General features: G+C 67.7%; 22 protein-coding genes. 10 read left to right on the forward strand and 12 right to left on the reverse strand.

Going from position 1 to position 24459, the window contains the following annotated elements:
- Positions 1 to 29: 29 nt before the first annotated feature.
- Entirely contained in the window at positions 30 to 1346 is a 1317-nt protein-coding gene (locus YWC_RS0102300; protein WP_027863929.1) for an MFS transporter, read from the forward strand.
- Between the two features lie 62 nt (positions 1347 to 1408).
- Here YWC_RS0102300 and YWC_RS0102305 read toward each other — a convergent pair whose 3' ends face one another.
- Entirely contained in the window at positions 1409 to 2104 is a 696-nt protein-coding gene (locus tag YWC_RS0102305) for a trimeric intracellular cation channel family protein (RefSeq protein WP_051306154.1), read from the reverse strand.
- A gap of 107 nt (positions 2105 to 2211) precedes the next feature.
- On the opposite strand from YWC_RS0102305, the gene YWC_RS0102310 reads away from it, so the two are divergent.
- Complete coding sequence (locus tag YWC_RS0102310) at positions 2212 to 2715, forward strand: GNAT family N-acetyltransferase (protein ID WP_169728075.1); 504 nt, start codon at positions 2212 to 2214, stop codon at positions 2713 to 2715.
- Between the two features lie 3 nt (positions 2716 to 2718).
- Here the strand turns inward: YWC_RS0102310 and YWC_RS0102315 are convergent, their stop codons facing one another.
- Entirely contained in the window at positions 2719 to 3825 is a 1107-nt protein-coding gene (locus YWC_RS0102315) for an alpha/beta fold hydrolase (protein ID WP_229412990.1), read from the reverse strand.
- Between the two features lie 139 nt (positions 3826 to 3964).
- Between YWC_RS0102315 and YWC_RS0102320 the strand changes: the two genes are divergently transcribed.
- The gene (locus YWC_RS0102320) at positions 3965 to 4339 is read left to right on the forward strand and encodes a DUF2784 domain-containing protein (RefSeq protein WP_027863933.1); all 375 of its coding nucleotides are present in this window, start codon (positions 3965 to 3967) and stop codon (positions 4337 to 4339) included.
- 3 nt (positions 4340 to 4342) lie between these two features.
- Here YWC_RS0102320 and zwf read toward each other — a convergent pair whose 3' ends face one another.
- Positions 4343 to 5809, reverse strand: coding sequence for a glucose-6-phosphate dehydrogenase (gene zwf / locus YWC_RS0102325; protein ID WP_027863934.1), 1467 nt, complete (start codon positions 5807 to 5809; stop codon positions 4343 to 4345).
- A gap of 426 nt (positions 5810 to 6235) precedes the next feature.
- On the opposite strand from zwf, the gene YWC_RS0102330 reads away from it, so the two are divergent.
- Complete coding sequence (locus YWC_RS0102330; RefSeq protein WP_036212729.1) at positions 6236 to 7360, forward strand: MBL fold metallo-hydrolase; 1125 nt, start codon at positions 6236 to 6238, stop codon at positions 7358 to 7360.
- A gap of 19 nt (positions 7361 to 7379) precedes the next feature.
- On the opposite strand, the gene YWC_RS0102335 is transcribed toward YWC_RS0102330, so the two are convergent.
- The 3 genes from YWC_RS0102335 to YWC_RS0102345 form a co-directional block, all read right to left on the reverse strand.
- Positions 7380 to 7970 (reverse strand): SAM-dependent methyltransferase, encoded by a 591-nt coding sequence (locus YWC_RS0102335; RefSeq protein ID WP_027863936.1) that lies wholly within the window; start codon positions 7968 to 7970, stop codon positions 7380 to 7382.
- Positions 7971 to 8001: 31 nt separating this feature from the next.
- On the reverse strand, positions 8002 to 9426 hold the full coding sequence (locus YWC_RS0102340) for an APC family permease (protein WP_084416259.1): 1425 nt from the start codon (positions 9424 to 9426) through the stop codon (positions 8002 to 8004).
- 151 nt (positions 9427 to 9577) lie between these two features.
- Complete coding sequence (locus tag YWC_RS0102345) at positions 9578 to 10471, reverse strand: alpha/beta fold hydrolase (protein ID WP_027863938.1); 894 nt, start codon at positions 10469 to 10471, stop codon at positions 9578 to 9580.
- Between the two features lie 204 nt (positions 10472 to 10675).
- On the opposite strand from YWC_RS0102345, the gene YWC_RS0102350 reads away from it, so the two are divergent.
- Positions 10676 to 13180: a TonB-dependent receptor plug domain-containing protein gene (locus YWC_RS0102350; RefSeq protein ID WP_027863939.1), complete on the forward strand. Its 2505-nt coding sequence runs from the start codon at positions 10676 to 10678 to the stop codon at positions 13178 to 13180.
- 46 nt (positions 13181 to 13226) lie between these two features.
- Here the strand turns inward: YWC_RS0102350 and YWC_RS0102355 are convergent, their stop codons facing one another.
- The 3 genes from YWC_RS0102355 to YWC_RS0102365 are packed head-to-tail and all read right to left on the reverse strand — an operon-like array spanning position 13227 to position 15904.
- Positions 13227 to 14030, reverse strand: a complete 804-nt coding sequence (locus YWC_RS0102355) for a hypothetical protein (RefSeq protein WP_027863940.1) — start codon at positions 14028 to 14030, stop codon at positions 13227 to 13229.
- Between the two features lie 3 nt (positions 14031 to 14033).
- Positions 14034 to 14738 (reverse strand): hypothetical protein, encoded by a 705-nt coding sequence (locus YWC_RS0102360; protein ID WP_027863941.1) that lies wholly within the window; start codon positions 14736 to 14738, stop codon positions 14034 to 14036.
- The gene (locus tag YWC_RS0102365; protein ID WP_027863942.1) at positions 14738 to 15904 is read right to left on the reverse strand and encodes an exo-alpha-sialidase; all 1167 of its coding nucleotides are present in this window, start codon (positions 15902 to 15904) and stop codon (positions 14738 to 14740) included. The genes YWC_RS0102360 and YWC_RS0102365 overlap by 1 nt, the downstream gene beginning before the upstream one ends.
- A 287-nt stretch (positions 15905 to 16191) precedes the next feature.
- Between YWC_RS0102365 and YWC_RS27930 the strand changes: the two genes are divergently transcribed.
- On the forward strand, positions 16192 to 17298 hold the full coding sequence (locus YWC_RS27930; protein ID WP_084416260.1) for a sensor histidine kinase: 1107 nt from the start codon (positions 16192 to 16194) through the stop codon (positions 17296 to 17298).
- Positions 17295 to 18083, forward strand: a complete 789-nt coding sequence (locus YWC_RS0102375) for a LytR/AlgR family response regulator transcription factor (protein ID WP_027863943.1) — start codon at positions 17295 to 17297, stop codon at positions 18081 to 18083. Before YWC_RS27930 ends, YWC_RS0102375 begins: the two co-directional genes overlap by 4 nt.
- A gap of 12 nt (positions 18084 to 18095) precedes the next feature.
- On the opposite strand, the gene YWC_RS0102380 is transcribed toward YWC_RS0102375, so the two are convergent.
- Positions 18096 to 18413 carry a hypothetical protein gene (locus tag YWC_RS0102380; RefSeq protein ID WP_307175143.1) on the reverse strand — a complete coding sequence of 106 codons (318 nt, stop codon included), beginning with the start codon at positions 18411 to 18413 and terminating at the stop codon, positions 18096 to 18098.
- A 68-nt stretch (positions 18414 to 18481) separates the two neighbouring features.
- On the opposite strand from YWC_RS0102380, the gene YWC_RS0102385 reads away from it, so the two are divergent.
- Positions 18482 to 19882, forward strand: coding sequence for an aminotransferase-like domain-containing protein (locus tag YWC_RS0102385; RefSeq protein WP_211238934.1), 1401 nt, complete (start codon positions 18482 to 18484; stop codon positions 19880 to 19882).
- A 48-nt stretch (positions 19883 to 19930) separates the two neighbouring features.
- On the opposite strand, the gene YWC_RS0102390 is transcribed toward YWC_RS0102385, so the two are convergent.
- Entirely contained in the window at positions 19931 to 20494 is a 564-nt protein-coding gene (locus YWC_RS0102390; RefSeq protein ID WP_027863946.1) for a hypothetical protein, read from the reverse strand.
- Between the two features lie 113 nt (positions 20495 to 20607).
- Positions 20608 to 21165: a cysteine hydrolase family protein gene (locus YWC_RS0102395; RefSeq protein ID WP_027863947.1), complete on the reverse strand. Its 558-nt coding sequence runs from the start codon at positions 21163 to 21165 to the stop codon at positions 20608 to 20610.
- Between the two features lie 102 nt (positions 21166 to 21267).
- Between YWC_RS0102395 and YWC_RS0102400 the strand changes: the two genes are divergently transcribed.
- Entirely contained in the window at positions 21268 to 22068 is an 801-nt protein-coding gene (locus YWC_RS0102400; RefSeq protein WP_027863948.1) for a ferritin-like domain-containing protein, read from the forward strand.
- Positions 22069 to 22074: 6 nt separating this feature from the next.
- Positions 22075 to 24447 (forward strand): DNA polymerase II, encoded by a 2373-nt coding sequence (locus YWC_RS0102405; RefSeq protein WP_027863949.1) that lies wholly within the window; start codon positions 22075 to 22077, stop codon positions 24445 to 24447.
- The last annotated feature ends 12 nt before the right edge of the window (positions 24448 to 24459 follow it).

Here is a 24459-nt window from a genome sequence, read left to right on the forward strand (position 1 = left end):
CACTCCGACCATGAGAGGGGAAAACGACGATGTCCACGATGACGGCGACAGTTGAGCAGGGCATCCAGGCGGCCGGCGTCGGCCGCTTCCAGTACCGGCTGTTCGCCATCTTCGGCCTGGTCTGGATGGCCGACGCGATGCAGGTGCTGTCGATCGGCTTCAGTGCGCCGTCGATCGCCCAGACCTTCGGCGTGCCGCTGCCCGAGGCGCTGCAGACCGGGACCTGGTTCTTCGTGGGGATGCTGGTCGGCGCCTTCTGCTTCGGCCGCCTCGCGGACCGCATCGGGCGCCGGCCGGTGCTGATGGCGGCGGTGCTGATCGATGCCTGCTTCGGGGTCGCCTCCGCCTTTGCGCCGGACCTCGGCTGGCTGCTGGTGCTGCGCTTCCTCACCGGCGTCGGCGTCGGCGGCACCCTGCCGGTGGATTACACGATGATGGCCGAATTCCTGCCCAGCGAGCGGCGCGGCCGCTGGCTCGTGCTGCTCGAGTCCTTCTGGGCCGTCGGCACCATCCTGCTGGCCATCCTGGCCCTGGTGGCGCTACGCTGGGGTATCGATGCGTGGCGCGTGATTTTCCTGGTCACCGGCCTGCCGGCGCTCATTGGCGTTGTCCTGCGCCTGTTCGTGCCCGAGTCGCCCATGTACCTCAACCGCAGCGGCAAGGGGCAGGAGGCCCGCGCCGTGCTGGCGCGGGTGGCCGCGGTGAACGGCCGCCAGGTCGAGATTCCGCCTTTGGCGCCGGACACCGGCGGCAAGCAGCCGCTGTCGGCGCTGTTCGCCGGCAAGCTGCGGCGCCGCAGCGTCTCCCTGTTCCTGGCGTGGATGCTGATCTCGGTCGCCTACTACGGCGTCTTCGTCTACCTGCCGGTGCGCTTGAGCAGCGAGGGATTCGGCTTCATGCGCGGACAGGAATTCCTGATCCTGCTGGCGCTGGTGCAGTTGCCGGGCTTTGCGCTGTCGGCCTATGGTGTGGAGCGCTGGGGACGCAAGCCGACCCTGGTCGGCTTCCTGCTCGTGAGCGCGGCCGGCTGCATGGCCTACAGCCTGGGCAACGCCACCTGGCTGGTGGTCGGATCCACCCTCCTGATGAGCTTTGCGCTGCTGGGCACCTGGGGCGCGCTGTATGCGTTCACGCCCGAGGTCTACCCGACCGACCTGCGCGCCAGCGGCATGGGGACGGCCGGGGCCATCGCCCGGTTCGGGGGGCTGTTCGCGCCCGCGATCGTCGCGCCGGTGATGGCGACCCATTTCACGCTTGCGCTGGGGATGCTGGCCGGCTTCCTGCTCATTGCGGCACTGGCGATCCTGTGCGTCGACCTGGAATCACGCAACCGGGCTTTGGAGTAAAACCCGGCGCGCGTGCGACAAGCGTATCCCGGGATTCGGTCCGACCGCTCGAGGACGGTCGCTCAGCGGTATTCGCCGTGCTTCGGGTCCTTCGCCTCGTCGTCGGGTTGATCCGGATGGCGCGCGGTGGGCAGGTGCCAGCCGAAGCGGATCGCGGCCAGTCGCAGGCCGAAGCACAGGGCGGCGCCGGCGATGGCGGTGGGGGCGGCGGGCCATTGCAGCGCGTCGCCGAGGACGACGACGCTGGCGCCGGCCAGCGCGGCGGCAGCGTAGATGTCGGAGCGGAATACTGCCGGTACGTCGTTGAGCAGCACGTCGCGGGCGACGCCGCCGCCGATGCCGGTCAACATGCCGAGCAGGGCGGCCGCCCATGGGTCGGCGCCGAACACCAGCGCCTTTTGCGCCCCGGCCACGCAGAACAGCGCCAGGCCGGCGCCGTCGAAGATCAGCACCGGATTGCGCAGTCGGTTGACGATCGGATACCAGAAGAAGATGACCAGGCCGGCCAGCAAGGACACGGCCATGTAGCGCCAGTCCCGGATCGCGGCCGGCGGGGTGGCGCCGATCAGGAGGTCGCGCACGATGCCGCCCGAGTTGGCGGCAACGAAGGACAGCACCAGCACCCCGAAGATGTCGAGGCGGCGGCGGGCGCCGGCGATGGCGCCGCTGAGGGCGAAGACGAAGGTGCCGAACAGGTCGAGGGTCAGCACCAGGGTCTTGATGGCGGCTCCCACGTCGAGAGCGAGTACGGGTAACACGTGGATCCTTGGTTCGTGATGGCGGGAGAATGCCCGGCATGGTAGCGCAGATTGCCTGCGCCCGTGGCCGAGTCCGCTACCGGATATACTGCCGGGAAACGTCCACCATGCCCAGCATTCCCGCCATGTCTCTTGCCGCCCTGCACATCCGGCCCGCCCTGCCGTCCGACGAGGACTTCTCCCTTGCCCTGTACCGCTCGACCCGCGACGACCTGCTGGGTCTGCTTGCCGATCCGCGCTACATCGACGGCATCGTCGCCATGCAGCGGCAGATGCAGGTGGCCGGCTACCGCAGCAGCTATCCCGAGGCGCTGTACGAGGTGCTGGAACTGGACGGCGTGCCGGTGGGCCGCCTGGTGACGGCCAGCGTGCCGGGGGCGATCCGGGTGGTCGATATCGCCGTCATGCTAGATGCGCGCGGGCGCGGGGTCGCGGGCGAGGCGCTGCGCCGCCTGCAGCGCCAGGCAGCGCAGGACGGGCGCGATCTGACGCTGGCAGTGCTCACCGATAACCATCGTGCGCGCCGGCTGTACGCGGCCTTGGGTTTTACGGTCGAAACGGAAGAGCAGGTTCGCCTGCAGATGCGCTGGCGGCCGCGGGGAGCGCTCTGAAGCCTATTGCCGTACGCCGGCCAGCCACTCGAAGATCGCCGGCCAGATCCGCGCATGGGCGCTGTTCCCGACCAGCACGCCCACGTGCTGCAGGTTGACGCCGACATCGCCCTCGTAGTGCAGCAGGCACTTGCGCTCGCTCGCCGCGGCCTCGTGGAAGGGGCGCATCGATGCCTCGGGAATCAGCTTGCTGCGCGGGTCGAGCACGCTGACCAGGGGCGCGCGCAGGTCTTGCGGACCGATTTGCCGCGCGCCAATGCGCAGCTTGCCCTGCATGAACTCGTCCTTGCGGTAGAGCTGCTCGACCAGCTCGGTGAACAGTCGGCCCGGCAAGGGGAATTCGTCGTGGGTCCAGCGCTCCACCCGCATGTGCGTGACAAGCAGCTTCGGGTCGGTGAGCGACAGCCAGCGGTCCATCATGCGCTCCCATTGGAAAGCATGCGGCTCGGCGATGGCGCTCATCATGTTCAGGAACACGCCCGGCACCTGGCGGAAGGCGTCCGCGATCGGTTGCGCATGCGCCGTCGCGTCGATCAGGGGCGTGAAGCAGCAGGACTGCTTTTCGACATGCAGGGGCGATTCCAGCAGCACCGTGGCATCGACCCGGTCCGGGTGCAGGCAGCTGTAGATTGCCGCCAGGATGCCGCCCAGCGAATGGCCGGCGATGGTCAAGCTGGCCTTGCCGCTGTCAAGCTCGATGGCGCGCTGGCAGGCGGCGAGCAGGCGGTCGCCATAGTCGTCCAGGCCGAAGTCATCGTCGTCGCCGTCGTCGGGAAGCGGCGTCCACTCGGCCTGGTAGACCTGGTAGCCTCCCTCCATCCAGCGCCGCACGACGCTGATCTCGGGCGCCAGGTCCCAGATATAGGAACGCTTGATCGGCGCGGGAACCAGCAGCACGGCCGGGCCGTCCTCGCCGGCGCCGCCGAAGCGGCGCAGGTTCAGGCCCGCTTCGCTGTGCAGGACGGTAAACGGGGTTTCCTGCGGACCATAGCCGGCACGGTCGAGCAGCTTGCCGCGCGCCTGGCGGCTGCGGTCCATGTTCTTGAGTAGATTTGCTCCAAGCGAAGCAAACGAGGGCAGGGCAAAGGCTTGCGGAGTCAAGGCGTGCATGGTGTTTTCAATGGGTTCGAAGACCAACAACTGTACGCCGCCTTGCGCGCGGCTTCAATCGCGCACGCGTCGAATGGCATGGGGCCTTGCGGCGTATTAAACTGGTCGGGTCGATCGTTTCCTGGAAGACCGTTCAAACATGGTCTATCGGTTCCTGGCGGATGCGGTGCTGCTCGTGCACCTCGCTTTCATCCTGTTCGTCGTGTTCGGCGCCTTGCTGGTGCTGCGCCGGCCGCGCCTGCTGCCGCTGCACCTGGCGGCGGCGGCCTGGGGCTTCGGCATCGAGGTGCTGGGCGCGGTCTGTCCGCTCACCCATGTGGAGAACCGCATGCGCCTGCTGGCCGGAGAATCCGGCTACAACGGCGGCTTCATCGACCATTACCTGTTGCCGCTGATTTATCCGGGGGAAATGACGCGCGGCCTGCAGTTGGGGCTGGCGGCCGGCGTGCTCGTCATCAATGGCCTGCTGTACGCGTGGATCCTGCGCGCGCGGCGCAGGTCCTTGCTGTCGTAGGGTTTACTCGACCCAGGCGAAACCGTCGCGCGCCAGCAGCGCGAAGGCTTCCGCCGGTCCCCACGAGCCGGCCGCATACGGATGCGGCTTCTCGCCCAGCGTGCTCCAGCCTTCGATGATCGGGTCGGCCCAGGCCCAGGCGGCCTCCAGCTCGTCGCGGCGCATGAAGTGGGTCAGGCGGCCACGCACCACGTCGATCAAGAGGCGCTCGTAGGCTTCCGCGCGGCGCTGCTGGAATGCCGACTGCAGGTCGAGGTTCAGGGCGACCTGCTGCATCTGCATGCCGCTGCCGGGTTGCTTCGCCATGATTTGCAGCTTGATCGCTTCTTCCGGCTGCAGTTCGATCACGAGGCGGTTGGCGACGCCGCCCGGCATGTCGGGGAACAGCGGGAAGGGCGGATTGGCGAATTCCACCACGATCTTCGAGGAACGGCGCGCCATGCGCTTGCCGGTGCGCAGGTAGAACGGCACCTTGGACCAGCGCCAGGTGTCGACGTGGGCGCGCAGGGCCACGAAGGTCTCGGTCTTGCTGTCGGCCGGGACGTTCTTTTCCTCGAGGTAGCCGCCCACTTCCTGGTTGCCGCTGACGCCGTGGACATATTGTCCGCGCACGGTGTCGCGCGCGATGTCGGCCAGCGTGAGGCGGCGCAGCGAGCGCAGCACCTTGAGCTTCTCGTCGCGCACCGCGTCCGGCGAAAGCGAGGTGGGCGGCTCCATGGCGACGATGCACAGCAGCTGCAGCAGGTGGTTCTGGACCATGTCGCGCATCGCGCCGGTGCTGTCGTAGAAGCCGGCGCGGCTGCCGACGCCGACTTCCTCGGCCACCGTGATCTGCACGCTCGAGATGTTCGGCGCGCGCCACAGCGGTTCCAGGATCGAGTTCCCGAAGCGCAGCACCATCAGGTTCTGCACGGTCTCCTTGCCCAGGTAGTGGTCGATGCGGTAGATCTGCGATTCGGCGAAGTGCTTGCCGACCGCTTCGTTGATCTCGATGGCGGACTCGAGGTCCTGTCCCAGCGGCTTTTCCAGCACCACGCGCGCCCTGGCGTCGACCAGGCCGGCGTCGGCCAGCTTGGCGCAGATGGTGGTGAACAGGGCCGGCGCAGTGGAGAGGTAGAACACGCGCTGCGCGCCCGGGTGGGCCGCCGCCGCCAGGGCGCTGAAGTCGGGCGCGGCCTGGACGTCGAGGCGCACGTATTCGAGCAACTGCAGGAAGCCGTCCCAGGTCTTCTCGTTGAAGTTGTTGCCCGAGATGAAGGAGCGCGAATTCTCTTCGACGAAGCGGAGATAGGCGTCGCGGTCGAACTCCTGGCGCCCGGTCGAGATGATGCGGGTCTGCCCCGGCAGGTTGCCGTGCAGGTAGGCCATGTAGAGCGCGGGAAGCAGTTTGCGCATCGCCAGGTCGCCCATGCCGCCGAAGATGATCATGTCGAGGGGAAGCGCGTTGTCAAGGTCGGTCGAAGAAGTCATAGTGAACAGCCAAAATAAGGTGCTGGAAAAGTTAAAGAGGTCGCTGCCGCTCCGGCACCTGGTGCCGGGCTGGTGCGCCGCCGCTGCCTCCCTACGGTAGCAGAATGACAGCGGATGCGCACGGGACGTCCCGCTTGTGGCCAGACGGGAGCACCCGGGGCGGTGGATGGGCCGCGGGCGCCGCCAGCGTTCGCGCTGGGCCCTGTAGCTTACATCCTGGGCAACAATAAGGAAATGGCAAAATGGGGATCGCCGTTCTCGCGCGGCGTAGGGCATGTGCATTTATTGTCTTTCATGCAAATCTTATTTGCACCCAGACCGCTATGTGCAAATCTTGTTTGCACTGCCCGGGACGCTTCCGCTACTGCGTCGGAGGCATCCCACGCGTTCCCTTATACTCGTCGTTTTCAACCGTTCATCTCCTCCATGTCCCTGCCAGTCCGCCTTGCCCTGCCGAGCGCTATTCTTGCCGCCTCCCTGCTTGCCGGCTGTGCGCAAGTCAATCCCTACTATGACGCGGGCAAGCCGCATCACCGGTCCGAGGGCTTCGCCAACAACTACCCGCCGAATCCCGCCTACCAGCGGCCGAAAGTCGGCTTCTTCGAAGGCTGGGCCGGGCGCATCAGGAACTGGACCTCGGACGGCTCGGAACGCCTGCCCCTGGCGCCGGTGCCGACGGTGGCGGCCGACCTGGGCTACCTCCATGCGAACAAGACCGAGCCGGCGCTGACCTGGATCGGCCACGCGACTTTCCTGCTGCAGACCGGTAACGGCGTGAACATCCTGCTCGACCCGGTGTTCGAGGACCGTGCCTCGCCGCTGTCCTTCGCCGGCCCGAAGCGCCAGCAGGCGCCGGGCGTGGCCCTGCAGGACCTGCCGCACATCGACGCCATCCTGATCAGTCATTCGCACTATGACCACCTGTCGCTGGCATCGCTGCGCGCGCTATACCGGCAGAAGGGCGGCGCGCCCATGCTGTACGCGCCGCTGGGCGTCGACCTGTGGCTGGCGCAGCATGTGACCGGCGGCGACCGCTCGCGCATCGCCCGCTTCGACTGGTGGGACAAGGCCAGCCTGCGCGGCCTGGAACTGCAGTTCCTGCCGGTTCATCACTGGTCGGCGCGCGGCCTGTACGACCGCAACGAAACCCTGTGGGGCGCCTGGGCCGTGACCCGTCCCGGCTTCTCCTTCTTTTTCTCGGGCGACCTGGGCTATTCGAAGGACATCCAGGATATCGCCGCCCGCTTTCCCGAGGGCTTCGACCTGGCCGCGATCGGGATCGGCGCCTACCAGCCGGTGTGGTACCGCAATTCACACGTCAGCCCCGACGAGGCGATCCGCATCCACCGCGAGCTGGGCGTGCGGCGCAGCGTGGGCATGCACTGGGGCACCTTCCCGATGGGCCAGGAACGCATCGACCAGGCGCCGCGCGACCTCGAGATCGCGCGCCAGGCCCATGGCGTGAGCGAGGAAGCCTTCGGCGTGCTGCGCATCGGCGAGACCCTTCGGGTGCCGCCGCAAGCTGCGCCAACGGCGGCTACCAGCCCTTGACCAGCAGGCGCTCGGCTGTTCAAGCCTTCACGGCTTTCTTGTTGCCCTGGGTGATGGTCCAGAAATAGATGGTGCGGCCGTCCACTTCGTCCTTCTTCTCGGGCGGCCATTCCGGTCCCATGTCGAAGGCGTGCGACACCACGCGGGTGCCGACCTTGAGCTGCTGCCACAGGCGCGGCCGCAGCTTGACGTTCACCGAGGGCAGCAGGTAGAGCGTCACCACGGTGGCCGGAGACACGTCGGCCTGGAACAGGTCGCCCACCTTGAAGTTGACGCGGTCGGCCACGCCGGCGGTCTTCGCATTCTCCTTGGCCTCGGCAATGCGCACCGGATTCAGGTCGATGCCGGTGCCGCGCGCGCCGCGGTTCTTGGCCGCGGTCACGACGATGCGGCCGTCGCCGCAGCCGAGGTCGTACAGCACGTCGCCCTTGCCGACCTTGCCCATCTCGAGCATGCGGTCGACCACTTCCTGGGGCGTGGGCACGTAGGGTACGTCGAGGCGCTCTGGCTCGGCCAGGGCTTGCGCGTGCGCGTGGGTCGGCAGCAGGATGGTGCCCGCGGCGGCGGCGGCGGACAGCAGCAGGGTACGGCGGCGTTCGTCGGTTTGCATGTGGACTCCTTCAGGTGGCTCAGTTACTTGGTCAGGGAACGGATCTTGTCTTGGCAGCGTCAAGGCCATCCTTGCGGTCGAGGAAGAGCAGCAGCAGCGATCCGCTGGCGAGCACGGCCACTCCGATCCAGGCCGCGTTCAGCCCGCCGAGCGACTGGCTGTACACGTACGACAGGCTGGACCAGAGCATGTAGGCGCAGGTGGCGCAGAACAGCAGGGGCAGCAGGGGATAGAGCGGCACCCGGAACGGCCGCGGCAGGTCGGGCTCGCGCCGGCGCAGCACGAACAGCGACACCCCGCTGAGCAGGAAGAACAGCCAGAACACCGGCGCCGTGAACTCGACCATGGCCTTGAAGCCGCTGCCGAAGGCGACCCCGATGCCGACCAGCAGCAGGGCGGCGGCGCACTGGATCGACATCGCCACCGTCGGGGTGCTGTTCTCGTCGTTCCACTGGCCGAGCTTGCGCAGCGAGCGCCAGTCGCGGCCGATGGCGAAGCCGGTGCGGGCCCCGACGATCATGGTGGCGTTGATCGAGGTCAGCGCCGAGATCGCGACCAGTATCGAAATGACCTTTTCCCCGGAGGCGCCGAAGGCGATGCCCATGACGTCGGCCGCCAGCGCCTCGGAGCTGGCCATGCCCTGCATGCCGAGCACCTGCAGGCAGGCCCAGGTGACCATCAGGTAGAGGGTCGTGATGATCAGGATCGACAGGGTGAGGGCGCGCACCATGCTGGCGGCGCCGCCGCGGATCTCGGCGCTGATGTAGGCGGCCTCGTTCCAGCCGCCGTAGGTGAGCAGGACGAACACCATGGCCATGCCGAACGAGACCGGCGCCGCCGTGTCCGCCGTGGCAAGCGCCGGCGCCGCTGCCGGGGCGCCGTCGGTGAAGAAGGCGGCCGCGGCCACCAATAGCAGGAGGCCGCCGATCTCGGCAAGCGTCAGCCACATCTGGGCGCCGGCGCCGGTACGCAAGCCCTGCAGGTTGACGAGCGACAGGACGACGATCACCGCGCAGGCGTAGGCGGTGGCGCCCCAGCCCTCGGGCAGGAAACTGAGCGGCACGGCCTGCTGCATGTAGTCGCCGAACACGAAGGCCAGCAGCGCGATCGAGCCAGTGGTGATCACCGCGAAGCGGGCCCAGCCGAACAGGAAGGCGGTGGCGCGGCCGTAGGCACGGTGCAGGAAGTGATAATCGCCGCCGGGATGCGGGTAGGCGGTGGTGAGTTCGGAATAGCACAGGGCGCCCACCAGCGAGACCAGGCCGCCCAGGATCCACATGGCGAACATCCAGTCGGCACTGCCGCTGAGGCCGGCAACGATGGAGGGCGACTTGAAGATGCCGGCGCCGATGACCACGCCGACGATCAGGGCAACTGCCTGACGTAAACCCAGCAGCCGGCGAGGCTCGGTGCCGTCGCCGGTCGATGCAAACAAGTCCTCATCTGTGCGGTCCATATGGTGCCGATCAAAGTGATAGAGGGAACTTTGCCGGCGAAGAGCGAACCGGCCCATAGCGCATCGTGCACAGGGCCGCATCGCAGCGCGCGAGGTCCTGCGGCGAGGATTATAGGGACGTGTTTTTGGGCGTGGCGCGCGCCTGAACGGATCACGCCAGCAGGAAAGGCAGCGTCCGCGCCAGCAGCGCCTCGGGCGCTTCCTCCGGGATGTAGTGGCCGCAGTCCAGTGCTTCGCCCTCGACCCGCATGGCCACCTTGCGCCACTCCAGCAGCGGATCGAAGCAGCGCTGCACCACGCCTTGCGCGCCCCACAGGGCCAGCAGCGGCGTCTCGATGCGGCGCCCGGCGTCGCGGTCGGCGCGGTCGTGTTCCAGGTCGATGCCGGCGGCGGCCCGGTAGTCCTCGCAGATGCCGTGCGCCGTGCCGGGTAAGGAAAGGCAGCGCGCGTACTCGGCGAGCGCGCGCGCATCGAAGGGCGCCAGGCCGGCGCTGCGGCGGCCCATCACGTCGCGCAGGTAGGCGTCCGGGTCGGCCTCTATCAGCCGTTCGGGCAGCGGCGCCGGCTGGATCAGGAAGAACCAGTGCCAGTAGGCGCGCGCAAAAGCCTCCGTCGTGCCTTCGTACATGGCCAGGGTCGGCGCGATGTCCAGCAGCACGGCGCGCTCCACGGCCTGCGGATGGTCCGCCATCAGGCGGTGCGCCACGCGCGCGCCGCGGTCGTGGGCCATGACCCGGAAGCGTTCGAAGCCGAGATGGCGCATGCTTGCGACCATGTCGGCCGCCATGACCCGCTTGCTGTAGTTCGCGTGGTCGGGGGCTCCTTGCGGCTTGGACGAGTCGCCATAGCCACGCAGGTCGCAGGCGACCACGGTGAAGTGCCGAGCAAGAAGCGGCGCCACCTTGTGCCAGATCGCGTGGGTCTGCGGGTGGCCGTGCAGCAGCAGGAGCGGCGCGCCGGCGCCGCCGCTCACGCCCGCGATCGTGCTGCCGTCGTCGGTCACGGCGGTAAAAGGGCGAAAACCGGGAAACAAGGGGTCGTGCATACGAGGATCCTGGCTGGGAAAGATGAAAGTGTAGCAAGCGAAGGACATCCGGGCCTTACATCAGCCTGACGCGGGCCGGCTGTTGTAAATATGCTCAACTGCAAGTTTTACGAATTGACATCCTATTGTGTGCCCAGCAGTATCGAACAAGCAATACGCGGCGCCTCGTCCCGGCGCGGTAACGACACCAAGAGGAAACCCAAGATGCAGAAACACGATACCAAAAAGACGGTCCTGGCCCTTGCCATCGCTTCCTTGTTTACCGGCGCCCACGCGCAGGACACCGCGACGGGAACGCCCGCGGCAAGCGACACGGCTGCGGCCGCCACGGTGGTGGTCACCGGCACCCGCGTGGCCAATCGTACCGCCCTGGATACCGCCGCGCCGGTCGACATCATCTCGTCGGAGACGCTGAAGAACGTCGGCACCACAGAGATGAACCAGGCCCTGTCGATCGCGCTGCCTTCGCTGAACTTTCCGCGTCCGGCCATCACCGACGGCACCGACACCATCCGTCCCGCCACCCTGCGCGGCATGGCGCCCGACCAGACCCTGGTGCTGGTGAACTCGAAGCGCCGCCACGCATCCTCGCTGGTCAACGTGAACGGCTCGATCGGCCGCGGCTCGGCGGCGGTGGACATGAACACCATCCCGACCGCGATCGTGAAAAGCGTCGAGGTGCTGCGCGACGGCGCCGCCGCCCAGTACGGGTCGGACGCCATCTCCGGCGTGGTCAACCTGCGCCTGCGCACCGACCGCGAAGGCGGCGAAGCGAGCGTCACCTATGGCGCGCGCAAGACCGAGTATGAGCTCTGGAACGACGTCGCGCCCGCCGGCGCCACCTGGACCGCACCCGCCAAGCGCGAACGCACCGACGGCCAGACCGGCACCGTCAGCATCTGGAAAGGCCTGGCCCTGGGCGAGACCGGCCACCTCACGCTCGCGGGCGAATACAAGAAGCAGGAGCGCACCGAGCGCAGCGGCTACGACATGCGCCAGCAGTATCCGCGCCTGGCCAGTGGCGCTTTCGATCCGCGCGAACTCACCATCAACCGCTTCAACGCCTGGTACGGCGAGCCGGAGATGGAGCAGGTGACCTTCTTCGCCAATGCCGGCAACGACCTGGGCGGCGGCGTCAAGCTGTACGGCTGGGCGAGCTACCAGAACCGCTTCGCGCGCTCGGGCGGCTTCTTCCGCCCGGCCCAGGACGCCCGCAACATCCCCTCGATCTATCCGGACGGCTTCCTGCCGATCATCGCGCCGACGGTGAACGACTTCTCCGCCACCGGCGGCGTCACCTGGCAGGCCGGCAGCTGGGACATGGACGCCTCGCTCGGCTACGGCAGGAACAAGATGGAGTACGACATCGAGAACACGCTGAACCGCTCGATCGGCCCGAGCAGCAAGCGGTCTTTCTATGCCGGCGGCTATGCCTATGACCAGCTGGTGTTCAACCTGACCGGCGTACGTTCGCTGGAGGTGGCGGGCTTCGCCTCGCCGCTGAACATCGCGGTCGGCACCGAAGCCCGGCGCGAAGGCTACGAGCTGTTCGCGGGCGAGCCGGATTCCTGGCGCGCCGGCCCCGAGATCCTGCCGAACGGCACCCCGGCCGCGCCCGGCGCCCAGGTGTTCCCGGGCTTCCGCCCGTCCAACGAGGTCGATGCGCACCGCAGCGCGATCGGCGCGTTCGTCGACCTGGAAGCGAACATCACGCTGCAGTTGCTGGCCTCGGTGGCGGTGCGCGGCGAGCACTACACCGACTTCGGCAACAGCCTGGCCGGCAAGCTCTCGGGCCGCTACGATTTCAGCAAGGCCTTCGCCCTGCGCGGCGCCGTCCAGAACGGCTTCCGCGCGCCCTCGCCGCAGCAGCAGAACTTCACCGCGACCTCCACCAACTTCATCAACGGCGTGCCGTTCGAGATCACCACCTTCCGCCCGACCGACCGGGTGGCCGTGGCGCTGGGCGCCAAGCCGCTCGAAGCCGAAAAATCGGTGAATGCCTCGCTGGGCGCGGTGATGCGCTTCGAGCCCTTCAGCATCACGATCGACGCCTACCGCATCGACATCGAGGACCGCATCATCCTGTCCGAGAACCTGACCCAGGCGAACGTACGCAACTACATCATCTCGCAGGGGATCACGGGTGTCGGTGGCGGACGCTTCTTCATCAACGGCGTCGATACCCGCACCCAGGGCGTGGACGTGGTGGTGAGCTGGCCGATGAAGACGGCCAACGCCGGCAACTTCGACTTCACGGTGGCCGGCAATTTCACCGAAACGGAGGTGACCAAGGTGCCGGTGACGGCGCAACTGAGCGCCCTGAACCCGGCGCCGGTGCTGTTCGACCGCCTGAACGTGCTGTCGCTGGAGAAGGGCCAGCCCGAGAACAAGCTGAGCGCGAACGTGAACTGGAAACTCGGCCAGTGGGGCGCGACCTTCCGCGCGACCCGCTACGGCAAAGTGCTGTCGCCGGGGACCACGGCGGCGCTGGACTTCTGGATGGATCCGAAGACCCTGGTGGACATCGAAGCGCGCTATGCGTTCACGCCGAAACTGAGCCTGGCCCTGGGGGCGGACAACCTGTTCGACCAGTATCCGGAGACCCAGCCGCCGGCGCTGAACACCACGGGTAACACCCCGTTCGCGAACTATGCGCCGTTCGGGCGGGCAGGGCGCTTCATCTACGCCCGCATGAACTACGGCTTCTGAGCCGTGGCTGGCCGGGCGGCGATGCCGCCCGGCCAATCAGGATCGATCAGCCGACCATGGCGCCGGCACCGGCGCTCAGCATCCAGCCGTTCATCAAGAGGAACAGCATCCACAGCGCGAACAGGGTCGACACACGGCGCATGTCGGCCGGGTTGTCGAACAGCGGTGCGCGCTTGTACGCCACACCCACGAAATAGGCGCCGAACACGGTCGCCATGTAGTGCACCGCGCCGAACATCTCGCCCAGCTCGCCCTTGCGGGGATGGTCGATCAGCAGGTGCGACAGGGCCACCAGCACCAGGTAGGGCACCGAGGCCGACAGCGGCGGCAGGTACAGGCCCATCTTCTCGACCCAGTCCTGCACGGCCGGCTTGAAGCGCGCCACAAGCGGCAGGATCAGGTTGTGGACCATGCCGGTGATGAAGATCAGCTTGAGCAGCACGTTCTTGTGCAGGCTGCCGTCGCCCATCGCCAGGTTGTGGATGTTGGTCTCGCCCTGGCGGTTATTCTGCAGGAAGAATTCCGAGGACTGGATGTTCAGGATGCGCTGGAACCAGCTGATCTCTTCCATCGCCGCCAGCGCGCACAGCAGGCTCAGGCCGCCAAGGGTCAGCAATTCCATGACGCCGCGGTCGCTGCGCTTGAGGCGTTCGAAGAATGCGAAGCCGAGCAGGCCGGCCAGCGCCATGAAGCACAGGAACTGCATCCATTCGACGATGCCGTCTTCCACCAGCAGGCGGTCCATGCTGGCCGGGTTGCCTGCCAGGGCCACCGCGAGCAGCAGCACGAATGCGTTGATGACGATCCCGGTGGCGATGACGGGATGGAGATACCACTTCTTGTTTGCCACAGACTACTCCTTCATTGATGAAATCGGTTCGGCGCCGGCATGATGCAGCACCGGCAGCTCCGCTTCGGCGCTGGCCAGCGGCCCGCGCGCGCGGGCGCGCAGCAGGGCGCGCAGGGCCGCGCCAAGCAGGGTGACCAGGGCCCAGCCCCACAGCAGCGGGTCGAGCAGCGCATCCCACAGGTTCCCGCTCGGCAGGCGCGCGAGCGAGAACAGGGCCAGGGCGCCCAGGATCGCGGCGGATTGCAGGGGGAAGCGGCCGCGCGTGGCGGCCAGCGCGCAGATGGCGGCCAGCAGCACCGCGCCCAGCGCCGCGCGCCCGCCGAAGCCGGCGTAATAATAGCCGCCCGCGATCAGGCCGAAGGCGTCGAGGTAGAGCAGCACGCCGGCCAAGGCGAGCGCTGCGGCCAGCGGAACCGGCAGGGCAGCCGGGACCGGGCCGGAAGCGCTGCGCCAGCGCGCATGGAGCTTGAGCAGGCACAGGCCGGCCAGCAGGGCGCTCGGATACTGGAAGGCCAGGCCCAGGTGCCAGGCCGGCGAGGCCGCGCCCGGCAGGGCCATCAGCAACAGGCAGGCTGCCAGGGTCGCGCCCAGCGCGCGCCGCGGCAGGCGCCAGGCCGCGGGGCACAGGCCGACCAGGATGGCGGCCAGCACCAGTGCCCACGCCAGGCGGGCATACACGAATTGCAGCGAAAGATCGGGCAGGGTCATCAGATGGTCTCTCCAATGCTGATCCGGTACCGGTGATGCGCGATCGCCTGGCGCTGGAAGGTATACGTGACGTGCAGTTCGCGGCCGACCTGCTGCATGGTGGGATAGGAGAACTCGTCGCTCTTGCCGCCGCTGGCCACGTCGGCCACGGTGCGCCAGGTGTGTCCGTCTTTCGAGAGCGACAGGCGCAGCAGGCTGCGCGAGCCGCCGCCGGGGGCGATATGGTTGTGCAGCATCAGGAATTCGCCATTGGCCAGGCGCAGCACCGCCATCGAGGTGTTCTCGTTGTTCAGGTCGAGGGCCGGCAGGTCTTCCCAGCTGGCGCCGCCGTCGCGGCTGCGGGCATGCTGCACGCGGCGCTCCTCGCTGGCGTCGCGCATCCAGGCGCGCACCTCGGTATTGGACACCGGGACGATGGCCGGCTGCAGCGTGGTGGTTCGGGTGCCGATGCGCCCCAGACCGGTGGGCTCGCCGTCCGGGCCGAAGGCCATCATCATCGGGTACTTGATGCCGATCTCGAAATACACCGGCAGCCACCAGCCGCCGTCGACCAGGCCGACCGCATTGGTGCGCACCAGCACGCTGGTATTGAACAGCGGTGACATCGGCAGCACGCGCTTCATGGCGAAGCTGGCGCCTTCATCGACGGAGACCAGGTGCGCCACGCGCGACGCCGCCCATCCGCCCAGGCCGGTGGCCACCACGTACAGGTGGATCTGGCCGTCCGGGCCGGTCCAGGCCACCGGGTTGCCGATACGGCGCACGCCGAAGCCGAGGGCCTTGCCGAGCGTTTCGCGGCTGGCCACCATCCAGGGTTCGCCCCATTTACCGTTCTGCCATTGCGAGGCATAGACCTTGACGTCCGGCCCGCTCTCGCGGCTGCCGGCCCACCAGAAGGTGATCATGCGGTCGCCGGGCAGCGTCGCCATCGCGCTGGCATGGGCCGAAGGCGTATTGCGCGGCATCGGAATCAGGGAGCGCGACAGTTCGGACAGGGCCACCCGTCCCGGCACCACGGCCTGCACCGTGGAAGGGGCGGCCGCCGCCCGGGCACGGCTCCAGCGCACCGTCTCGGCGCAGGCGATGGCGAGCACCACGGCGGCGCAGGCAATGGCGGTACGGCTGCGCGTCATCTTCATCTTGCGCGCGTGCGGGGATCGTTCCATACACTCCCGGCGAGCCGGACTGGGCCGGTTCGCGACACTGGTTATCGTATTGATGAGCTGCAGGGTAAAAGCCGGCTGGGCTGTACCGAGCAAAGGCGCTATCCTACAGGAAAGGAGGCGCTGGTGACATATCCCCAGGGCCATTTCGCCGGGGCCAGGCGACAATCCGGTCGACCGGCAAGCCGGTTCACGGTATCGAAATGCGGGTTCATCGCTCCCGCCTTGCCGAGACGGCATCGGCTGGGCAGAATGCTGGTCATCCTGATAACGCATCGAAGCGAGGCCGCATGACCAGCTCCATCCTCTCCCTTGCGCCGGCACCGGCGGCCCCAGCGGACAGCTTTGGCGCCAGGCTGCTGCGCGACCTGCGGATGGCCGTCGTGTTCGGCGTGCTGGCGGCGGTGATCATCACGCTGGTGGTCGGCCGGCCCGAAACCTTGTACGAGCAGCTCGCGTATTCCTGCTTCATCTCGGTGCTGGGCTTTGCCATCGTCGACACAGTGCGCCTGCTGTTCTGGCCGGGGCCATTGCAGGTCCGGCGCCAGTGGCTGGCGCTGGCCGGCGTCGCGGCCCTGGCGGCGCCGCTGGCCCACTTCAGCGGGGTGCAGGTGATTGGCCGCCTGCTCGAGCACCATCCTCCCGACCTGGCCGGCTACGCGACGCTGCCGCGCCTCAGCCTGGCCGCCTTGACCTTCCTGCTGCTATGCGCCGGCATGGTGCTGGCGGCGCACCGCGAGGGGCTGCGGCGGGCCGAACAGGAACACCACGCGGCCCGCCTGCGCGCCGAGACCGTCGAGCGCCAGGCCCTGCAGGCACAACTGCGCCTGCTGCAGGCCCAGATCGAACCGCACATGCTGTTCAATACCCTGGCCAACCTGCAGGGACTGATCGCGATCGATCCGGACCGCGCCAATACCATGCTCGACCAGCTGATCCAGTACCTGCGCGCCACGCTGGGCGCCGCGCGCTCGGAGAGCACCACGCTGGCCGATGAATTCGCCGCCATGGACGCCTATCTCGGCCTGATGCAGGTGCGCATGGGCGAGCGCCTGGCCTACCGGCTGGAACTGCCGGCCGCGCTGCGCGGAGCGAAGCTGCCGCCGATGCTGCTGCAGCCCCTGGTCGAGAACGCGATCGTGCATGGACTCGAACCGAAGATCGAGGGCGGCGAAGTCCGGATCTCGGCCGAGGCGCGCGACGGCCTGCTCGACCTGCGCATCCTCGATACCGGCCTGGGCCTTGGCCAGTCCAGCCACGGCGGCGGCGGGGTCGGTGTCGCCACCACCCGCGAACGCCTGCGCGTGCTGTACGGCGAACGCGCCGGCGTCCTGATCACTCCGGCACAGCCGCAAGGCACCCTTGTCCGCCTTACCTTACCTTTGGAGATCGCATGAGCATCCGCGCCCTGATTGCAGAAGACGAACCGATTCTGGCCGCGACCCTGGCCCGCCTGTTGACCAAGCTGTGGCCCGAACTGGAGATCGTCGCGACCGCCCCGAACGGCGTGGCCGCGGTGGAGCAGGCACTGGCGACCCGGCCCGAGGTGCTGTTCATGGACATCAAGATGCCCGGCCAGACCGGCATCGAGGCTGCCGAGGAACTGGCCGAGCGCTGGGAAGGCTTGGGGCCGTTCCCGCACGTCGTGTTCGTGACCGCCTACGACGATTACGCGGTACAGGCCTTCGAGCAGGCGGCGGCCGACTATGTGCTGAAACCGGTGAACGAGGCGCGCCTGGCCCGCACGGTCGAACGCCTGCAGGGCCTGCTGGGGCGGCGCCAGGAAGAGGACGGCGATCCGCTCGCCGATCTGGTCGGCCGGCTGCAGGCCCTGATGCCGGCCGCCCCGGCGCCGGAACGCTTGACGATCGTGCGCGCGGCGGTGGGCAATATGGTGCGCATGATTCCGGTGGCCGAGGTGGTGTACTTCCAGGCGACCGACAAGTATGTGAACGTGGTCACGGCGGAGAGCGAAGCGCTGATCCGGGTGCCGCTCAAGGAACTGCTGCCTCAGCTCGACCCGGACACGTTCCGCCAGGTCAATCGCAGCACCGTGGTGAACCTGGGCTGCGTCGCCAGCGCCGGGCGTGATTCGATGGGCAAGGTGACGCTCAACCTGCGCAACCGGCCCGAGAAGCCGCGTGTGAGTCCGGTGTACGCCCAACTGTTCCGGCAGATGTAGGGGAATATGCCGTCAGGGCATGCTCAGGTCCAGGCCGAGTGTCCCGGCAAGGAAGAAGGTGGCCAGGCCCAGAATGAGGAGCAGCAGCACGAAGAGGACCGCCAGCTTGCCGGCCGCGCGCAGCACCGCGCGCTTTTCCTGCTGCTTGTCCTGATTCTTTTCTCCTTGATCGTAATGCCACTTGACGGCGTAGAACATGCCTATGCCTAACACGACAAACTTGAATACGTAGAAGACTACCGGGGTCCATTCCATAATTTTGAGCGGGTGCATCCGGCACTTCATTGCCGAATAGTGATGAGAGAGGAGAAAAGGTGCGGCGACTGCCATGCAAGGATGGTGTTGCTCCACGTTTTGAGGCATTCTACTCAAAAACAAAATCCATACATTGAGACATAATGTCCCAGTTGAGAGCCATACAAGATGAAGATTTGCCAACCTGGCTGCCGCGCCTGGCCGGGAACAAAGGGCCACGCTTCCTGCAGATCGCGGATGCCCTGCAGGCGGCGGTGGCCGACGGATCGCTGAAACCGGGCGACCGTCTGCCTCCCCAGCGCCGGTTGGCGGCACAGCTGCACGTCGACCTGACGACGGTCACGCGCGCCTACGACGAAGCCAGACGCCGCAACTTGCTGGAAGGCCGCGGCGCGCGCGGCACGTATGTCGCGGCGCCGAAAGTCGAGTTGAACCCGATCCTCGACCTGAGCATGAATACTCCGCCACCGCCGGATGGCGTGGACTTCGGCGACCTCTTGAAGCAAGGTTTGTCGCAAGTACTGATGCGGGCGGATAGTGCATCGCTGATGACTTACCACCTGGGCGGGGGAAGCGACTCCGACCGCAAGGCAGGCGCCGCCTGGCTCGCGCCCATGTTCGGATCCCTGGATTCCGGGCAGATCGTCGTCTGTCCGGGTGCGCAAGCCGCCATCGCCGCATTGATCCTTGCGCTGACGGAGCCTGGCGACGTCATCCTGGCAGAGCCCATGACCTATCCCGGCCTGCGCGCCGCAGCGACCCAGTTCGGCCGCCGCATCGTTGCGGTGGAAGCGGACCAACACGGGATGCTGCCCGAGATGCTCGAGGAAGCCTGCCGCCAGCACCAGCCTGGCTTGGTCTACCTCAATCCGACCTTACAGAACCCGACCGCCGTCACCATGCCGGAAGGCCGGCGCAAGGAGCTCGCCGGCGTCGCGCAGCGCTGCGCCGTACGGATTGTCGAGGACGATCCCTACTGGCTCCTTGCCGATGCCCCGCCGCCGCCGATCGCCACGTTTGCGCCGGAACGGGTGGTCTACATCTCGACCCTGTCGAAATGCCTGACGCCCGGTCTACGTGCCGCTTTCGTGCTGGTACGCGATCCGCAAGTGCGGGAACGCTTCCTGGCCGCGCTCAGGTCGTTTGCGCTGATGGTTGCCCCCTTGAGCGCTGCGCTGGCCACCCAGTGGATCCTCGACGGTTCGGCCGATGGTTTACTGGCAGGCGTACGGGAGGAAGCGCGCCTGCGCCACCGGATGGCGCGCGATATTCTTGCCGGGCGCTACAGTGGCGCCGGGGACGGCCTGCATGTATGGCTCGAACTGCCGGCGTACTGGAACTCCTCGCAGCTTGCGCGTGCGGCCGACAGCGAGGGCATCGCGGTCACGCCGGCGGAGGCATTCGCCACCGGCAGCGGATCGGTGAATGCGATCCGGATCTCCCTGGGCAGTATCCAGGACCGTGGACGCCTGCAGGCGGGGCTGCAGCGGCTGTCTCATCTGCTGGCGCGGCGGCCTGAGCCGTTCAGCGCTGCCGTGGTTTAATTCGATGCGCTCGCAGCCCGTGCGCGGTGTCGCGCAGTTCTATTCTGCCTAGGGCAGGCCAGCCCCGCGCACCCGCCCGCCGCGCGCCAGCCGCAGCATGGCGCCACACACCAGATGGACGGCAAAGGCGCAGGCCGCGATGGTCGAGGCCACCAGCACCGGCAGCACGGCGCCGAAGGTGAAGCTCATGCCCAGCGCGAAGCCGAGCACGTATTCGGCACGCCAGGCGCCCGCGCACACGGCCGCGGCAAAGGCGCCGAAGAAGATCCAGGTCACGGACGGGTGTCCGAGCGTGAAGGCCAGCGCCAAGGCCCCGGCCCACAGCAAGGCGACGGCGAAGCGGGCCCGGGCGAGGGTGCGGAAACGCTCGCGGCTACCGATTTGCACCAGGGTGGCGGCGCGGCGCTGGATGCGACCCACCAGGAACCAGACCAGCAGTGGCACGACCAGCAGCCCCCACCAATTGGAGACGGCGGGCAGTTCCGGGTTGTTCAGCAGGTGGTGGGCCGGCACGCCGCCGTGGCTGTATTCCCACCCGAGGTGGAGGATTTCTGCGGTAAATGCGGACGTGGTGAGGATGAGGCGGGACTGCAGGTCAGGACGGGCGAACATGGCACGCTTCCTTTGCGGTGGGCCTGGCGATGGACGGAAAGTCCGGCAGGCCAGTGTAGCAAGCCTGACCAGCTTGCCACAATGTCAAACGGGTAGAGTGTGGCTTGGACGACTCAGTCGAGCAGACGCAGCGCGTCGGCGGTCGTCACGATGCTTGCATACTCTCCCGCCAGGTTCGCCAGCGACATCGCATGCACCTCGTCGGCGCTGCGCAGCGCACCGCTATGGTCGTGGCGGGCGAAGGTGAAGCAGGCGTCTGCCGCGACGCTCACCTGAAAACCAAGATTGCCGGCGCTGCGCACGCTGCACTCGACCGAGATGTTGGTGCTGACGCCCGCCACCACCAGGCGCTCGATGCCGCGCACCCGCAGCCAGCGTTCCAGCCCCGTGAGGATGAAGGCGTCCGGGATGTTCTTCTCGACCACGTGCTCGCCCTGGCGCGGCGCGAACACCGGTTGGAAGGCGGCGCCCGGCTGCCCCGGAGCGAAGTCCGAGCCTGGTGCGCGCGAGATGTGGCGCACGTGCACCACCGGCGCCGCGCGTGCGCGCCATGCGTCCAGCAGCGTATCGATGTTGGCTTCGGCCTGGGGGTTGTTGCGCGCGCCCGCATCCGGGCTGGCCATGCATTGTTGCATGTCGATGATCAGGAGGGCGGGGTGCTCGTGACGCATGAGGGGCTCGGGTCATTGGCGATGCCATCATGGTAACCCAGCCGATGGCCGCCTGCTGCCTTTTGGTACACTAGCGCTTTTCGATCTACCCAAGGCTTGATAATGGCGCAACCGCTGGAGCTACGCGCATGCGCTCTGCAATCCCTGCTCGAGACCGATCCCGCCGCCAAGAGCGCGGGCGTGGCGGCAATGCGCGCCGCGCACCGGCACGGCGACTGGCGCGTCGACGCCGACGCCGTCATGGATGCGCCGGCGGGCATCCCCGGCCGTCCGGCGCGGCCCGAACTGGTGCCGCCGCGGCTGGTCGGCCGCCGCTCGATGGCGACCGTGGAGGGACGCGCCATGCTGGTCCATGCGCTCGCCCACATCGAATTCAACGCGGTCAACCTGGCCCTCGACGCGCTGTGGCGCTTCCCGGGCATGCCGCAGGACTACTACCTTGATTGGCTGCGCGTGGCGGGCGAAGAAGCGCTGCATTTCGACATGCTGTGCGGCCACCTGGCCACGCTCGGCTACACCTACGGCGACTTCCCGGGCCACGACAGCTTGTGGGAGATGGTGGAAAAAACCCGCGGCGACGTGCTGGCGCGCATGGCGCTGGTGCCGCGTACGCTGGAAGCGCGCGGGCTGGATGCGATCCCGCCGCTGCGCGCCAAGCTGGCGCAGGCCGGCGACATGCAGGCCGCCGCCATCCTCGACGTGCTGTTACGCGACGAGGTGGGGCACGTCGAGATCGGCAACCGCTGGTACCTGCACCTGTGCGCCCTGCGTGGGCTCGAGCCGGTGTCCACCTACGGCGAGCTGACCGTGCGCTACAAGGCGCCGGTCCTGAAAGGGCCTTTCAACATCGAGGCGCGGCGCCAGGCGGGCTTCAGCGAAGCGGAGCTGGCGCGCTTCAGCTAGGCCGGCATGGATACCGCACCCATCCAGGGCTTCCTGCTGACCCGCCACTGGCGCGACACGGACAGCGGCAACGAAGTCGAATTCTGGATCGCCACCGAAGAAGGACCGCGGCGGGTGCGCCTGGCGCCGCAGACCCCGGTCGCTTTTCTTCCTCTGGAACAGCGCGAGGCCGCCGAACTCGCGCTGCACGGCGAGAAGACGGGCTGGGAACTGCGCGAGCTGTCGCTGTGCGATTTTCACCACCGTCCGGTACTGGGCCTGTACTGCCGCCAGTACCGCCAGCTGCTGCGGCTGGAAAAGCGCCTGCGCGAGTTCGGGGTCGCCGTCTACGAGGCCGACGTGCGCCCGCCCGAGCGCTACCTGATGGAGCGCTTCATCACGGCGCCGGTGCTGGTGCACGGCAGGCCGGATTCCCGCGACCCCGCGCTGATCCTGGACGCCCAGCTCAAGCCGGACGGCGACTATCGTCCGCAACTGCGCATGGTCTCGCTCGACATCGAGACCAACCAGCACGGCGAACTGTACTGCATCGGCCTGGAGGGCTGTGGCCAGCGCCAGGTCTACATGCTGGGCGAGCCCAACGGGGCCCCACGGGAACTGGACTTCGCACTGGAGTACTGTGTGAGCCGTGCGGAGCTGCTCGACCGTCTCGAAGAATGGATCCGCGCGCACGATCCGGACGCGCTCATCGGCTGGAACGTGATCCAGTTCGACCTGCGCATGCTGGTGCAGGCGGCCGAGCGCCTGGGACGCCCTTTGCGGCTGGGACGCGACGGCAGCGCCATCGAGACCCGCGAGCACGGGCGCTCCGAGCATTTCTTCGTGTCGGTCGCGGGCCGCCTGGTCATCGACGGCATCGAGGCGCTGCGCTCGGCCACCTACAGTTTTCCCTCGTTCAGCCTGGAATCGGTGTCGCAAAGCCTGCTGGGCGAAGGCAAGGCGATCGACAACCCCTACAGCCGGATGGACGAGATCAACCGCATGTTCGCCGAGGACAAGCCGGCGCTGGCCTTCTACAACCTGAAGGACTGCGAACTGGTCACCCGCATCTTCGAGAAGACGGAACTGGTCCGCTTCCTGCTGGAGCGCGCCAGCGTCACCGGGCTGGCGGTGGACCGCAGCGGCGGCTCGGTGGCGGCCTTCGAGCACCGCTACATGCCGCTGATGCACCGCTTGGGTTTCGTGGCTCCCAACATCGGCGACGTAGCCGCGGGCGACAGCCCCGGCGGCTTCGTGATGGATTCGCGCTCCGGACTGTACGACTCGGTGGTGGTGCTCGACTACAAGAGCCTGTACCCGTCCATCATCCGCAGCTTCCTGATCGACCCGGTCGGCCTGGTGGCCGGGCTGGCCGAAGCCGAGGAGCGCACCGTGCCGGGCTTTCGCGGCGCGCGCTTCTCGCGCACGCGCCACTGCCTGCCGGGCATCGTGCGCCAGGTGTGGGAAGGGCGCGAAGCGGCCAAGCGCGAGCGCAACGTGCCGCTGTCGCAGTCGCTCAAGATCATCATGAACGCCTTCTACGGCGTGCTCGGGACCACCGCCTGCCGCTTCTTCGACCCGCGCCTGGCCTCCTCGATCACGATGCGCGGGCACGAGATCATGCACCGCACCCGCGCCCTGATCGAGGAACAGGGCTACGCGGTGATCTACGGCGACACCGACTCCACCTTCGTCTGGCTCGGCGGCCCGCACGCGCAGGAGGACGCGGAGCGCATCGGGAGCGCACTGGTCGATCACGTCAACGGCTGGTGGCGCGAGCACTTGCGGGACGAACATGGCCTCGACTCGCACCTGGAGCTGGAATTCGACACCCACTACGCGCGCTTCCTGATGCCCACCGTGCGCGGCTCCGACGAAGGCAGCAAGAAGCGCTACGCCGGCCTGGTACTGAACGCCGACGGCAGCGAAGAGGTGGTGTACAAGGGACTGGAGACGGTGCGTACCGACTGGTCGCCGCTGGCGCAGCAGTTCCAGCAGGAGCTCTACCTGCGCGTGTTCAAGGGCCAGCCCTACGAGGCCTGGGTAGCGGACTACGTGGCGCGCACGCTGCGCGGGGAACTGGACGAGCTGCTGGTCTACCGCAAGCGCCTGCGCCGTCCGCTGGAGGAGTACGAACGCAACGTCCCGCCGCACGTGCGCGCGGCGCGCATGGCCGACGATTTCCATACCGCCCAGGGGCGGCCGGCGCAATACCGGCGAGGCGGCTGGATCCGCTACGTGATGACCACGGCGGGGCCGGAGCCCCTGGAACTGCGGCGCGCGCCGATCGACTACGAACACTACCTGACGAAGCAGCTCGAGCCGATCGCCGACGCGATCCTGCCTTTTCTCGGAGACAGTTTCGCGCGGCTGACCAGCCCGCAGGGCGCGCTGTTCTGATGTAGGGTGGAC

Origin of the sequence: Massilia alkalitolerans DSM 17462, assembly GCF_000427785.1 — a bacterium.
Taxonomy (GTDB): Bacteria; Pseudomonadota; Gammaproteobacteria; order Burkholderiales; family Burkholderiaceae_D; genus Telluria; species Telluria alkalitolerans.